Here is a 13,781-nt window from a genome sequence, read left to right on the forward strand (position 1 = left end):
CGACCGTCGGCCAAGAACATCAAGCCACCGGAAACCTCGCGGTGACGAGGCGGTGCACCTGGCAACTAGGGCGGGGGGAAACCGGGCTCTGGCAGGAGCGTCATGTCCTGCCAGCACCAGTAGCCGTCTGTGTTGATCACCAGGACCTCGATCGAACGCATCACGTCGACGACCCTGACCCTGAACTCCGCCGTGACCTCAGCGTCGGAGATCTTCTTGGTGCCGGTCAGCTCGACGCTGTGGATGAAGCTGATCTCGCGAATGGACCTCTCGACGTTCGGCTCCGCGTCAGCGCAGGTGAGCTCCGTCAACGCGTCCCGTTCCCAGCTTCTGATGTCCACCATCAACTGCTCGACGAGCGAGTCCGCGTCGGTGTGGCCAGCGGAGAGGAAGAAACCGGGCGCGACGAAGCCGGTGACGCCGAGGACCACCACAGCACCCAGCACGATCGCCACGATGAGGCCGGTCTTCCTCGTCGGCGGGGGTGGTGGCGCACCGTCGGCCTCCGGCTGTTGTGGGGAGACCATGCCGGCATCATACTGGTCCGACCCCGTTTCTGGGCCTCGCTCCCTTGTCTGTACCAGCGACCGGTTCCTTGGCCCGTCCGCTCCCCGCTCCCCCGCGTCACGGGAAGTCAGGGCAGCGTGTCGCCGTCGAGAACGGGGCCTCCGAGGTAGCTCAGCGAGTCCGGAACCCGACGGAGAAGTACGGTGTCGCGATGACTGTTGTTGAGGTCGTGGCCAGAACGTCGGTCGGTAGCGGAACCTCCTTTGAGCGCTTGGTGCCTCACCCGCGATTGCCTCTGGTCGCCGCGTTGAGTTCCCAGCGGCCGGCGGTGCACGTCTGGGACCGCGGGGCGGCGGCGTTACGCGAACTCGGCATCGTTGGTGCCGAGTCGAGCGACTACGGGGACGACGATTGGCGGCAGTCGGACCGGACGCCCGCTGTGGCATGGCATCCGAACCGGCCACTTCTGCTGATCTCGGGCGAGGACGGCGTCGTGCAGTGGAGCGAAGCCGGTCTCGCCGAACCGGACGGTGTTCCACCCGGGACCCGTTACCGCAGTATGGCGTTCAGTCCGGACGGCGAGACGGTATGGGCATCGCCATCGTCAGGTGGGGGCGACGACGCATGGGAACGTTCCGATGTCCTGGACCTGGCGACAGGAACCGTCACTTCCGGCCCACCGTGGGACAGCGGCGTCGCCTCGCATCCGGCCGGTGGGCTGGTGGCCACGCTGTGCAGCGATCAAGGCGCGACACTCGGGCTCTTCGCAAGCATCGCCACAGAGACCACGCCAGCCGGGATGCGGGTGCTGAGTCGTGCACTGATTCTCGACGCCGACGGCTACGAGGCACCGGTCTTCAGCGCGGACGGACGTCACCTCGCGATCCGGGGCAACGCGTACGAGAGCTCGCTCGCGGTGTTCGCGTTCCCGACGCTTGACCGCGTGCTGGCGACGACCCTGGTCGATCCCACCCCTGGCTACCCTTACCCGCCCGAATGGTGTGAACAGATGCGTAGCTGGTCGCGGCACAACATCGCGTTCGGCGGGCAACCCGGCGCGCTCTGGGTTGGCACACCGGCAGGCACCCTCCTCGAAATCGACCTGGACGACGAGACCGCCAGCGAACACGACGTGCTCGCCGGCTCACCGGTGACCGCTCTGTGCGTCACCGCGAACGGCGAACTCGTCGTCGCGAACCGCGCAGGCGAACTGGTCGTGCTGTCAGTGCTCACTGAACCCACGGGAACACACACCATCGACACCGAAGCGAGCCGAGCCACTGTCACGGCGTTCCTGGCCGCCACCTCCGTGGCACCCGATGAGGGCGACCTCTGGGATCACGTCGTCACGACCGACGGAACCCGGGCCTGGACGCCCGACGATCTGACCGCGGTGACCACCGCGACCACGGCGGATCCGGGTTGGCTGCAACTCCGCGCCGCCATCAACAACGCTCGCGGCACCGACGGCCAACTCCACACCTGACTGAGGTCGAGCAACAGCGCCCGGGCGACCAGCCGCAGCTCGACGTCACGGTCGTCGAACCGATCACCACCGACACCAGCTCCGCTCTCCGCTGCGGGACCACCGCTGGTTGGCGCCGCCGTCGCAGGTCCAGAGTTGCAGCAGGTGCCCCCGGTGGCGTCCAGGCACTGCCGGACTCGACGCGGACGCAGCTGCCGTCGGTGTTGGTGTTCCACCGCTGGTTGGCGCCGCTGGCGCGATCCCCGATCACGACCGCGGTGCCATCAGCCGTGCGCGTAGGGCGCCGCCAGGTCGGCGAGCGGCACCTCGGTGCGCCCCTGCCCGGCGAGGGTCAGCAGGGCGTCGCCGAGGCGAACGTGTAGGTGCGGCTGTTGGCTCCCGTCAGGACGGCCAGCCGCCACGAGGTCCGGGGCTCTGCTCGACGGTCACGACGGCGCACCGAGGACCAGGGTGCTCCACCAGACGTCGGTCCGTCCCCGCAGGTCGTCGCGCTCGCTGGAGTGGATCACCCGCAGGCCGCACCGGCTGGCGACCTCGGCCGTCTCCTCGGCGGTGACCTCGAACATGCGCCGGCCGGCGGGGACCGGGCCGTGGCGCAGGGACATGATCAGGCTGCTGCCGGGCGCCAGCAGGCCGGCGAGCCGGCGCAGGCCGCTGGCACGCTCGGTGGCGTCCAGGTGCATCCAGACCGCGCTGAGCAGGACCAGGTCGAAGGTTCCGGTCACCCGGGCCAGGTCGGGCAGGTGGTCGTCGAGCCAGTCGATCGCATCGCCGGCGTGCAGGCGCTGGGCGATCCGCCGCAGTTCGGCGGTGGGTTCGACGGCCAGCACCCGGTGACCCCGGCGGGCGAGCGCGGCGGCGTCCCGGCCGCTGCCAGCGCCGACGTCGAGCACCGTGGCGGGCGCGGCCGGGAACCACGGCATCACCTCGCGGTGCACGTCCTCGAAGGTGACCGCCTCGAAACCGGTGGCCAGCGCGTCCGCGTGCTCGCCGTAGCCGGCGTTCGAGCGAACCGTCATGGCGCCACGCTACGACAGGGCACCGACAGTTCCCGGTCAGGCGGGGTTGGAGTAGACCCGGGTCGGCGTGATGAGCACGGCGGCGCGGCGTTCCTCGACCATGACGCGGTCGTAGGTGTCGTAGTCGTCGTGGGTGCCGCCGGCGGACCGGAAGATCGTGCGCAGCAGCAGGCGCAGGGTGTCCCGGTCCAGGTCGGGGTGCGGGTCGTCCGGGCCGAGGACCTGCGCGGTGCCCTCGACCGTGGCCCACGTCCAGCCGGCGCGCACCACGATCGTGGTGCGCGGGTCGGCGCGCAGGTTGCGCAGCTTGCGGATGCCGCCGGCGGCGACCAGGCCCACCACCGGGCCACCGCCGAACGGGTGGTCCAGCACACCGGCGTTGACCACCGACGACTGGATGCTGCCGTCGCGGCGCAGGGTGGACAGCACGCACAGGCCGTGGTCGACGGTCAGCAACTCGGAGAACGCGGCAAGATCGGTCACGGTGCGAGGGCCTTTCCTGTTGGTGGGCCGGGCCAGCATATTGGTCCTGGCCGGGATGATGAGCGGGTCGACCGTCCGGAGAGGGTGGCTGCTGATGAAGGCGTGTGTCGTGGGGGCGGGTCCCGGCGGGATCGCCTCGGCCAAGGTGCTGGTGGACAGCGGGTTCGACGTCACCGTGCTGGACAAGTACGAGCGCGTCGGCGGGATCTGGTCACCGGGCGGGTCCTACGACGGGTTGGCCAACCAGGCGTCGCGTCGCCTGTTCGAGTTCGCGGACCTGCCCAACCGGCTGCACTACGCCAGCGCGGTCGACACCCAGCGCTACCTGGAGGAGTACGCCCGCCGGTTCGGTGTCCTGGACCGGCTGCGGCCCGGCACCGAGGTGGTGTCCGTGCGGGCGGTCGACGGCCCCGGCCCGCTGGGATCGGCCGGCTGGCTGGTCGACTCACGCCCGGCCGGCGACACCGGCACACCCCGGCGCGAGGAGTTCGACCACGTCGTGGTCGCCACCGGGGCGCACCACCTGCCGCAGGTGCCCGACCTGCCCGGCCGGTCCGCGTTCGGCGGGACCGTGCTGCACTCCAACGGCGTGCGCGCCGGCACCTTCACCGGCCGGCGGGTGGTGGTGGTCGGCGGCGGCAAGTCGGCGCTGGACCTGGCGACCCGCGCGGCCCGTGACGGCGCGTCCGCGACGCTCGTGCAGCGCAGGGTGAACTGGATGATCCCCGAACGGCTGCTGCTGGGACTGGTCGGCTACAAGTGGATCCTGTTCACCCGCCTCGGTGAGGCGCTGCTCCCCCGCTACCACGACCAGGACTGCGTGCGCGCGCCCGACCGGCTCGACGACCGCGTCAAACGCGCGCTGTGGTGGCTGATCACCCGCGACATGCTGTTCTCCGCCGGGTTCTACCGGCTGCCCCGGCGGCTGCGCCCGGCCGGCCCGCTGCCCCACCACCTGGCGCACGCCGGGGTGATGCCGCGCGGCTACGTCCGCGCCGTGCGGCGGGGACGGCTCGCCACGCACGTCAGCGCCGTCGAGTCGTTCACCGCCGAGGGCCTGCGACTGGCCGGCGGCCACGAGGTGCCGGCCGACGTCGTGGTGTTCGCCACCGGGCACCGCACGGTGTTCCCGTTCCTGGATTCGCGGGTGCGCACCCACGACGAGCACGGGCGACTGCGGCTGTACAAGGGCATCGTCGCGCCCGGCACCGAGGGGCTCGGGTTCGTCGGGTTCCGGCAGATCTTCAACAACGTGCTCGGCGTCGAACTGACCGCGCACTGGCTGGCCGCCCACCTCCGGGGTGCTCTGGGTACCACCCCGGACGAGGACCGGACCCGGGCCGCGCTCGACTGGCTGGAGGAGGTCCTGCCCGGCTCCGGCGGCTACGACTTCGGCCCGTACAACACCCACACCGCCGACGAACTCCTGCACGACCTGGGGCTGCCGTCACTGCGCGCGGGCAACGCGGTCGCCGAGTACCTGCTGCCCGGCGGCGTCGCCCACCGCTACGCCGGGCTCAGAACGGGCAGTACATGACGTGCAGCCCGACCCGCCCGAGCGTCGGATGCGCGAACGCGCCGGGAACCGTGCCCACCACCGAGAACCCGAGCCGCCGGTACAGCTCGACCGCCCCCACGTTGCTCTCGGCGACCGCGTTGAACTGCATGCCAGCGTAGCCGCGTTCCCGCGCCCAGCCCAACGCGTGCTCGACCATCGCCCGGCCGACGCCGCGCCCCCGCACGTCGGCGGCCACCATGAAACTCGCCGTGGACACGTGCGACCCCGGTCCCGGCCGGTTCGTCCCCATGTGCGCCGTTCCCACCACCCGCCCCTCCTCCACCGCGACGACCGTGCGCCCCGGCGGGGCGAGGACCCAGATCTGCCTGGCCTGCTCGGCGGTCAGGCCGGGGTCGTAGGTGAAGGTGTCCCCGGCGCGCACCACCTCCCGGACGATCTCCCACACCTGCGGCCAGTCCGCGTCCTCGACGTCACGAATGAGCATGACGCACACTATGCGCCGCCCGCCCCCTCGGCCCGACGCCGGTCCGCCGGGCCCCACGCCCGAGTTGACCTGGGATGGCTGACGGGGAGTTGAACCCCGGCTGAACTCCTGGTTCTTCCGCCGGGTGGGTGGTGATCCACTCCTAGACTCGGGTTTCGGGGAGGTAGGAGGGCGGCGGGGTGGGTTTCGTCGGTGAGGTGTTGCGGGGGTTGTTGGAGGTTCTGTCGGGAGAGAACCCGTTCGTGGTGGTGTTGACGGCGGTGGTGGCGGGTGGGGCCATCGCCAGTCCGGTGGCGCAGTGGTACTTCTCGCGGCGCAAGCGGGTGTTGTACCGGGTGCAGAGCGACTCCAAGGTCGGACTGGACACCGAGGAGCAGCGGGTCGGGCTCAACGTGGACCAGGCCGGCGGCACCGGGCACGCGGTCCCCGAGCTGATCGCGATGTCGGAGTTGTTCCGGCGCCTCAGTTTCGTCGTCATCCGGATTCGCAACACCGGGGGGAACGTCTCGGTCGGTGATCTCGGGGAGCCGGTGGAGTTCACGTTCGGCGGGCGGGTCATCTGGAACGCGCGGATCTCCGACCCGACCGAGCGGACCACAGAGGAGGAACGGCACAAGCTCGTCGACGGGCTGCGGTTCTTCTCCACCGACCCGGCCTCGCCCCCGCCGACGACGTTGCGGGAGATCCGGGAAACCTTGCCGCAGCGGCTGGTTCGGGCGTTTCGGCGGGGCACGGCCGGCACGGTGCCCGTCGAACCCGAGCGTGTCGTGGAGCAGTCGCCGCCGGTGTGGCACGGGGTGCGGCTCAAGCCGTCGCTGGCGTTGACGGCGCGGGAGCGGTTCAAGCTGATCGTCGTGCTCAGTGAGCCGGCCGAGCGGCGGCACGGGCCGCTCACCAAGGAGGTCTCCGGGCCCACCGGGCACCGACGTGTCCGCGACGAACGTGACGAGCGGCGGGTCACCTGGCCGTGGGTCACCGCCACGTTCGGTGTGCTGCTGACCGGGTTGTGGATCGCGGCGCTGGTCCTGCGGCCGGGGGCGGCGACGGCCGGGCCGGCGGTGGACTGTGTCGAGGGCGATCTGCGGATCGTGGGCTCCACCGCGTTCGCGCCGACCATGACCAGCATCGCGCGGGAGTACGCGGCGGTGTGCGGGGGTGAGATCGACGTCGTCGCCTCCGGCAGCAACGAGGGGGTGCGGGAGGTCGCCGGGCTCGACCCCGCCGAGGCGGCGACGGTGGCGGCGCTGTCCGACGGGCGGTCCGCCGAGGCCACCGCGCAGCTGCGGGCGCGGCCGGTCGCGGTCACCGTCTACACCGTGATCACCAACAACGCGGCCGGTCGACCGGCTGAGCGCCGCGCAGGTCCGGGACCTCTACGCGGGGCGCTACCGCGACTGGAACGAACTGCGGCCGGGGCCCTCGGTGCCGGTGCGGGTCGTGGGGCGCGGCGGGGAGTCCGGCTCGCGGCGCACCTTCGAGCAGACGATGCTCGTCGGCGCGTCCCAGGGCGAGCTGACCTCCGATTCGTGCGTCACCGCCGACCGGGGTGTTCCCGGGTCGCGGGTCGTGCGCTGCGAACGCGGCTCGGAGGACCTGATCGTCGACGAGGTCGCCACCATCCCCGGCGCCATCGGCTACGTGGACCTCGCCTCCGCCAACGCGGCGACCGCCGGCCGGCTGCCGGTCACCGTGCAGCGGCTGGACGGCCGGTACCCGGACGTCAGCGCCGCCGCCACCGGCTATCCACTGTGGACGATCGAGTACCTGTACACCAAGGGCGAGCCCGAGGACGGCACCGTGCTGGCCGCGCTGACCGAGTACCTGCGCGGCGACACCGCCTACGCCGAACTCGTCGAGGCCGGCTACACCCCGTGCGCCACCGACGACCGCCCCTACCCGCTGTGCGACGACCAGTAACGTCACCGGTATGCGGATCGGTGAGGCGGCCAGGCTCAGCGGTGTCAGCGCGCGGTCGTTGCGCCACTACGAGGACGCGGGCCTGATCGTCCCCGGCCGGTTCGACAACGGGTTCCGCGACTACTGCCGGTCCACGATCGACCGGGTGCTGGTCATCCGCTCGCTGCTGGAATCCGGGCTGCCCGTCCGGCTGGTCAGGGAGCTGCTGCCCGAAGGATCCGGCCCCGGCGCGGAGTTCCTGCGCGAGGTGACCCACCACCGCGACCGGCTCGACGCCCGGATCGCGATCCTCGTCGAGCAGCGGACGGCGCTCGACGACTTCCTGCGCCAGCATCCTTGACCTTGACACAAGTGTCAGGTTCCTAGGTTCGGCGCGTGGAGATACGCGCACTGGTCCAGCGAACGCACCGGGGACCGCACGACCTGACCCTCACCACCGACCATCGCCGCCCCGACCCGGGGCCCGGCGAGTACCTGATCCGGGTGGGCGCCGCCGGGGTCAACTTCGCCGACGTCATGCAGACCCACGGTACCTACGCCGGCGGCCCCCGCGCGCCCTACGTCGCCGGGTTCGAGGCGGCCGGCGAGATCGTGGCCGTCGGCCGCGCCGTCGCCGATCCGCTGGCGGTCGGCACGCACGTCGTCGGCACCGGGCCGGGGGCATTCGCGCAGTACCAGACGATGCCGGCGACCGGCGTGGTGCCCGTCCCGGCCGGCTGGAGCGACCCCGAATCCCTCGGGCTCGTGCTGAACTGGGCCACCGCCCTGGCCGCGCTGAAGCCGCTCGGCGAGGTCACGGCCGGGGACGTGGTGCTCGTGCACGCCGCGGCCGGCGGCGTGGGGCAGGCCGCGGTCCGGCTCGCCCGCCACCACGGCGCGCGGGTGATCGCCACGGCGTCCCCGGCCAAGCACGACACCGTCGCCGCGCTCGGCGCCGACGCGGTCCTGGACAGCCGGCGACCCGACCTGGCCGAGGAGATCATCCGGCTGACCGGCGGGACGGACCTGGTCCTGGAGTCGGTGGGACAGGCCACCTTCGCGACCAGCCTGGCGGTCACCACGCCGGTCACCGGGCGGGTCGTCGTGTTCGGCGCCGCCTCCGGGGACGCCACGCTGACCACGCACGACCTGGTGTTCCGGTACCCGGTTCAGGTCAAGGGCCTGCACATCGGCGCGCTGGCGGCAGCGGCCCCGGCGATGTTCCGGTCGCTGCTCGCCGAGATCGACGCGCTCATCGCCGCCGGCGTGTACCCGCCGGGGACCCCCGAGGTGCACCCGCTTGCCGACGGACCGGCGGTCCTGCGCGCCCTGGAAGCCGGGCGGACACAGGGCAAACACGCCCTCGACCCGTGGCGGTGAGCGCCGGCTAACCGCTCAGGGCGCTGACCCACAAGGCGGCGACACCGCTGACGAGCAGCACCACCACCGTGGCCGTGGCCGAGGGGGCGGCGGTGAGGATCAGGGTGGCGGCGAGGGCCGCGACGGCGGCGGCACCGGCCGCGCCGAAGCCGATGGCCTTGCGCCGGCCAGGGCCGAGCAGGTGGAGGGAGCCGGCGGCCATCGCCCACAGGCCCAGACCCAGGCCCAGCGTCGTCAGCTGGGCCGGGCCGTTGACCTGGCCGGACACGGCGGCGGCGATCGCGGCGGCGAGGAAGGCCAGGAACGCGTAGGTGGCCCGTTTCGCGGTGGCGGACAGCAGGTGGCGTTCGCGGCCGAGCAGCAGCACGGTGTTCATCAGCGGTTCGAGGGTCCAGCTCAGCAACGCCAGCGCGACCACGACGATGATCAGCAGCCGGGCCCACAGCTGCTCCTCGTAGGGGCGCAGCAGCCGGGTCAGCACCAGCGGCGCCACCAGGACCGCCAGGCGCACTCCCCGGGGCAGCGTGTCCAGCCACAGGCTGAAGCGCAACAGCAGGCCGTACAACGGGTTGCGGGTCTTGAGCGCGACCGACAGGCCGTCGCGGCTGTCCACGTCGGTCGGGTCGAGGCGCAGCGCGTCGCGGTGGGCGCGGACCGCGTCGCGGCCACCGCCGCGGTGCAGGGCGATCACCCCGCGCACGCGGTGGGCCTCGGCGTTCTCCGGGTCCAAGCGCAGGGCGTCGTCGGCGGCGGCCAGTGCCTCGTCGAAGCGGCGCAGGTCGCACAGCAGGGCGGCGCGCAGCGCGGCGACCTCCGAACTCTCCGGGGCCAGGCGCTGGGCCAGGTCCGCGCTGGCCAGCGCGGCCTCGGGGCGTTGGGCGGCGGCCAGGACCGCCGCCTCCTGCAGGTGCAGGCCGGCGAACTCGGGGGCGAGCGCGAGACCGCGCCGCAGGGTGTCGAGGGCCTCGTCGAACCGCTTCTGGCCGCCGAGAGCGGCGGCCAGAACGCTGTGGGCCATCACCATCTCGGGTTCGGCGGCCAGCGCGGAGCGGGCGGTGTCCATCGCCGGCCCGAACTTCTCCTGACGCAGCAGGGCATCCCCGAGCAGGGTCAGCACGACGGGGTCGGCCGGGTCGTCGGCCAGCGCGGTCCGCAGGTGCCGCTCGGCCTCCTCGGCGCGACCGAGGTCGAGCAGGGCCATCCCGCGCTGTCTGGCGGTCTGCGCGACCTCGCTCATCGCCACTCCTGACACTCGTCCGCCGGTCGGGTCCGGCATACCGTAGCGTTCCGCCGGTGAGTGATGATCCGGTTATCGCGGCACTGCTCGCCTCCCTGGCGGCCGACGCCGGCAACCACCCCGTGCGGATCCACGTCGCGCGGCTGCTGCTCGACGCCGGGCAGCCGGCCGACGCGCTCGGCCACGCCACCACCGTGCTCGCCGCCGAGCCGGACAACGTCGCCGCCCTGCGGATCGCGGCGGACGCGGCCCGCACCGGCGGCGACGGCGCCAGGGCGGCGTCCTACACCCGGCTCGCCGACGCGCTCGAGCCGGCGGCGCCACCGGCACCGTCACCGCCGCCGCGTGCCGAGGTCGTGCCGGACACCGCCGACGAGATCCTGGAGCGGTGGGCCGACAGTGACGCGGTCAGCGAGCCCGACATCGGCACGATCGGCGGCGCAGGGATCACCCTCGCCGACGTCGGTGGCCTCACCGAGGTCAAGAAGCGGCTGAACCTGTCGTTCCTCTCGCCGCTGCGCAACCCCGAACTGCGGCTGCGGTTCGGCAAGTCGCTGCGCGGCGGGCTGCTGCTGTGGGGGCCGCCCGGCTGCGGCAAGACACTCATCGCCCGCGCGCTCGCCGGGGAACTGGGCGCGAGCTTCTACGAGATCGGCCTCAGCGACGTCCTGGACATGTGGATCGGCAGCAGCGAACGGAACCTGCGCGCGATCTTCGACACCGCCCGGCGCAACCGGCCGTGCCTGCTGTTCTTCGACGAGATGGACGCGCTGGGCCAGAAACGGTCCCACCTGCGCGGCGGCGGGTCGTCGATGCGCGGGGTGGTGAACCAGATGCTCGCCGAACTCGACGGCGCCAGCACCGACAACGAGGGCGTGTTCGTGCTGGCCGCTAGCAACCACCCGTGGGACATCGACTCGGCGCTGCTGCGCCCCGGCCGGTTCGACCGCACCGTGCTGGTGCCGCCGCCGGACCAGGCCGCCCGCGAGGCGATCCTCGGTTTCCACCTGCGCGGCAAACCGGCCGAACGGCTCAACCTCGGCAAGATCGCGAAGGTCACCGAGGGCAGGTCGGGCGCCGACCTGGCGCTGATCTGCGAACAGAGCGTCGAGTCGGCGATGGACCGGTCGATGACCGCCGGCACCGTCGTGCCGATCACCCAGCGGGACCTGGAGGACGCGGCCCGCTCGGTGCGCCCCAGCATCGGCGACTGGCTGGAGACCGCCCGCAACTACGCCTTGTACGGCAACGAGTCCGGCGCCTACGACGAACTGGCGGCCTACCTCAAGAAGCGCCGCCGCTAGCGCGACCGTCGTAGCGCCACCGCCAGGAGCCGCGCTCGACGAACTCGGTCGCCGCCGCGAGGTCGGTGAGCCGTTGGTTCAGTTCGGCGATGGCGCGGCGGGCCTGGTCGGCCACCGGCCGGTAGCCGGTCTCGACCGCGGCCTGGAACAGGGTGCGGGCCTGGTCGGTGTCACCCTGGTCCGCCTCCAGCCAGGCGAGGTTGAACAGCCCGCGCGCGACCGGCTCGTCGACGCCACAGCCGATCGCCTCACGGTAGGCGCGGCGGGCCTCGTCGGTCTCGCCGAGTTCGTCCGCCACCACTCCGAGGTTGTGCCTGGCCATCTCGGTGATCGTCGGGTGGCCGGTGGCGGCGGCCAGTTCATAGCAGTGGCGGGCGGCGTGGAGACTGCCAAGACCGCCCTCCAGCAGTCCGAGGTCGTAGAGGGCGTTCGGGTACACGTCGGGGCGGCCGGTGTCGATGGCCCGGAGGAACCAGCGACGTGCCTGCGCCGGATCGTCGGCGGAGGCGATGGTGCCGAGTCGGTGCAGCGAGTGCGCGGCCGCGTCGGGGTCACCGGAGTCGACGGCCCGGAGGAACCAGCTCCTGGCCCGCGCCGTGCGGCCCGCCGACAGGTCCACCTCGCCCAGCCAGCGCATGCTCGACGGCACCATCGTCGGATGTCCTGACGTGAGCGCGCGCTGGAGAGGTTCGCGCGCACGGGTCAGGTTGCCGGCCTGGTGTTCCAGTTGCCCCAACAGGTTCAGTGCCCTCGGGGTCGCTTGCGCCTCGCCGGAGGCGATCGCCCGGCCAAGCCACTCGCGCGCCTGCTCGACCTCCCCTCGGCGCATCGCGTGATCGCCGAGCACCAGCATCGCCTTCGGGGCGAACACCGGGTGACCGGTGCCGATGGCCAGCCGCAGCCAGTGCACGGCCCCATCCGTGTCGCCCTGGTCCCTGGCGATCAGGCCGACGCAGTACGTCGCCCGCGCGGCGGTGTCCGGCTCGCGGGCCTCGATGGTGCGCAGGTACCAGTGACGTGCCCGGTCGAGGTCACCGACCCGGAACTCCAGGGTCGCGAGGCCGTACAGGGCGTTCGGGGACACGACCGGGTCCCCGGACCCGGCCGCCCTCTCGTACCAGTGACGTGCCGGCTCCACGTCGTCGTTGGCGTTGAGCCATTCCGCGATGGTGACCACGACCTGGGCGTCCAGCGCCGCATCGGGCACGGTGCGCAGCAGGGCATAGGCGTGCGCCGGGTCGGAGCGGTCGAGGGCGACGAGGCCGAGGTGGCGACGGTCGTCCTCGGACAACGCGTGTTCGGCGTGGTCCCACAGCGCGTCGCTGACCGGGTCGCCGGTGACGGCGGCCAGCAGCGGGTGCGGGACGTAGTGGTCGCGGATGCGCTCGACCAGCGGCGGCCGGTGGGCCCGGGCGGCCTTCAGTGCCCGGGCCAAGCCGCTCGGGCCGAGCTTGTCGGTGCCGGCGATCTCGCGGCGGTAGCGGTCGTGGAGGTCGGCGAGGTCCCGGCGCCGCAGGCGGGTCGGGACACCGGCCCGGTGCCAGTCGGTGACCGCCCGCAACAGAGCCACCCGGTCGACACCGTCCTCGCCGGTGGGTCGCAGCAGCTGGTCGAGTTCGTCGAGGGTGACCAGCAGGCGGCCGAGCAACAGTGGGGCGCCGGCGTCGATCGCCGGGGCGAGCTCGCGGTAGGCAGGGGCGGCGCGCAGTCGGGCGCGTTCGTCGGTGGACAGCACGTCGAGTTCGACGACCGCCGCGTCCTCGCGCAGCACCCGGGCCAGATGCTGTGGCACGGAGAACCCGGTGACCTGGGCGGTGTGGCAGGGCAGGCACAGGCGCAGGCCGGCCGGCAGCCGGTCGACGAGGTCGTGGTCGAGTTCGGCGAGGTGGGCGGCGGTGATCTCGTCGAGCCACAGCACCGCGCCGGGACCGCCGGCCCACCGGCGCGCGTCATCGATCAGGTCGGCGAGCCGCTGTCGGGGATCGGGCCGGTACACCAGAACCCGATGGCCGGCCAGCACGGCCGTCGCGGCGCGGGCCAGAGTGCGGGTGGTGCCGGCGAGTTTCTGGCCGTGCACCACGACGACGCGGCGGCGGTCGTCGCCGAGGGCCTGTTCGAGCCGGGTGTCGACCGCTCGGGCGACGTAGGGTGACGCGCCGCGCCGACCGAAGCGGGTCGGGTGGACCCCGAGGTCCTCCGCGGAGACGTCAGCGAGCAGCGGCGGCCGGCCACGGCGATCGCACAGGCGCAACGCGATCGCGGGCGCGGGCCGGGTGAGAATGTCGGTGACCGAGGCGCCGGTCACCGCCAGCACCAGCGACACCGGGATCCACGGCCAGCTCCAGACCCCACCGGCGAGAATCTGGTTGGCGGCCACGGCGATCGCGACGGACAGGGTCGCGGACAGCAGGACCAGCGGCCAGCGCCATCGGCTCATGGCCGACATTCTCGGCCCACCGCGCCACG

Annotated in this window: 13 protein-coding genes; 6 read left to right on the forward strand and 7 right to left on the reverse strand. The window is 72.6% G+C overall.

Translation table 11 applies throughout. From position 1 onward, the window contains the following. Positions 1 to 65 precede the first annotated feature (65 nt). Positions 66 to 455, reverse strand: coding sequence for a hypothetical protein (locus tag BLA60_RS15630; protein WP_075133593.1), 390 nt, complete (start codon positions 453 to 455; stop codon positions 66 to 68). A gap of 263 nt (positions 456 to 718) precedes the next feature. Here BLA60_RS15630 and BLA60_RS15635 point away from each other — a divergent pair, with 263 nt between their 5' ends. Next, positions 719 to 1,993: a WD40 repeat domain-containing protein gene (locus BLA60_RS15635; protein ID WP_211288738.1), complete on the forward strand. Its 1,275-nt coding sequence runs from the start codon at positions 719 to 721 to the stop codon at positions 1,991 to 1,993. A gap of 425 nt (positions 1,994 to 2,418) precedes the next feature. Here the strand turns inward: BLA60_RS15635 and BLA60_RS15640 are convergent, their stop codons facing one another. Both BLA60_RS15640 and BLA60_RS15645 read right to left on the reverse strand, forming a co-directional pair. Further along, complete coding sequence (locus BLA60_RS15640; protein WP_075133595.1) at positions 2,419 to 3,012, reverse strand: class I SAM-dependent methyltransferase; 594 nt, start codon at positions 3,010 to 3,012, stop codon at positions 2,419 to 2,421. 36 nt (positions 3,013 to 3,048) lie between these two features. Further along, positions 3,049 to 3,495 carry a TIGR03618 family F420-dependent PPOX class oxidoreductase gene (locus BLA60_RS15645; RefSeq protein WP_075133596.1) on the reverse strand — a complete coding sequence of 149 codons (447 nt, stop codon included), beginning with the start codon at positions 3,493 to 3,495 and terminating at the stop codon, positions 3,049 to 3,051. 94 nt (positions 3,496 to 3,589) lie between these two features. On the opposite strand from BLA60_RS15645, the gene BLA60_RS15650 reads away from it, so the two are divergent. Beyond that, complete coding sequence (locus BLA60_RS15650; protein WP_075133597.1) at positions 3,590 to 5,032, forward strand: flavin-containing monooxygenase; 1,443 nt, start codon at positions 3,590 to 3,592, stop codon at positions 5,030 to 5,032. Here the strand turns inward: BLA60_RS15650 and BLA60_RS15655 are convergent. Together BLA60_RS15655 and BLA60_RS42095 are read right to left on the reverse strand one after the other, a co-directional pair. Further along, positions 5,013 to 5,498, reverse strand: a complete 486-nt coding sequence (locus BLA60_RS15655; protein ID WP_075133598.1) for a GNAT family N-acetyltransferase — start codon at positions 5,496 to 5,498, stop codon at positions 5,013 to 5,015. The genes BLA60_RS15650 and BLA60_RS15655 overlap by 20 nt on opposite strands. Before the next feature lie 142 nt (positions 5,499 to 5,640). Continuing rightward, positions 5,641 to 6,804 carry a hypothetical protein gene (locus BLA60_RS42095; RefSeq protein WP_084734975.1) on the reverse strand — a complete coding sequence of 388 codons (1,164 nt, stop codon included), beginning with the start codon at positions 6,802 to 6,804 and terminating at the stop codon, positions 5,641 to 5,643. A gap of 41 nt (positions 6,805 to 6,845) precedes the next feature. On the opposite strand from BLA60_RS42095, the gene BLA60_RS42100 reads away from it, so the two are divergent. The 3 genes from BLA60_RS42100 to BLA60_RS15670 are packed head-to-tail and all read left to right on the forward strand — an operon-like array spanning position 6,846 to position 8,774. Then, the gene (locus BLA60_RS42100) at positions 6,846 to 7,415 is read left to right on the forward strand and encodes a PstS family phosphate ABC transporter substrate-binding protein (protein WP_084734976.1); all 570 of its coding nucleotides are present in this window, start codon (positions 6,846 to 6,848) and stop codon (positions 7,413 to 7,415) included. 10 nt (positions 7,416 to 7,425) lie between these two features. Beyond that, the gene (locus BLA60_RS15665) at positions 7,426 to 7,755 is read left to right on the forward strand and encodes a MerR family transcriptional regulator (protein WP_075133599.1); all 330 of its coding nucleotides are present in this window, start codon (positions 7,426 to 7,428) and stop codon (positions 7,753 to 7,755) included. Positions 7,756 to 7,790: 35 nt separating this feature from the next. Beyond that, positions 7,791 to 8,774: a zinc-binding dehydrogenase gene (locus BLA60_RS15670; protein ID WP_075133600.1), complete on the forward strand. Its 984-nt coding sequence runs from the start codon at positions 7,791 to 7,793 to the stop codon at positions 8,772 to 8,774. 7 nt (positions 8,775 to 8,781) lie between these two features. Here BLA60_RS15670 and BLA60_RS15675 read toward each other — a convergent pair whose 3' ends face one another. Further along, a complete protein-coding gene (locus BLA60_RS15675) occupies positions 8,782 to 10,011 on the reverse strand; it encodes a tetratricopeptide repeat protein (RefSeq protein WP_075133601.1) in 1,230 nt (409 codons plus the stop codon). A 56-nt stretch (positions 10,012 to 10,067) separates the two neighbouring features. Between BLA60_RS15675 and BLA60_RS15680 the strand changes: the two genes are divergently transcribed. Continuing rightward, on the forward strand, positions 10,068 to 11,315 hold the full coding sequence (locus BLA60_RS15680) for an ATP-binding protein (RefSeq protein WP_075133602.1): 1,248 nt from the start codon (positions 10,068 to 10,070) through the stop codon (positions 11,313 to 11,315). Here BLA60_RS15680 and BLA60_RS15685 read toward each other — a convergent pair. After that, on the reverse strand, positions 11,296 to 13,752 hold the full coding sequence (locus BLA60_RS15685) for a tetratricopeptide repeat protein (RefSeq protein ID WP_075133603.1): 2,457 nt from the start codon (positions 13,750 to 13,752) through the stop codon (positions 11,296 to 11,298). The two genes, BLA60_RS15680 and BLA60_RS15685, sit on opposite strands and share 20 nt — an antisense overlap. Positions 13,753 to 13,781: the final 29 nt, after the last annotated feature.

It is taken from the genome of Actinophytocola xinjiangensis, from assembly GCF_001921215.1.
Lineage (GTDB): Bacteria > Actinomycetota > Actinomycetes > Mycobacteriales > Pseudonocardiaceae > Actinophytocola > Actinophytocola xinjiangensis.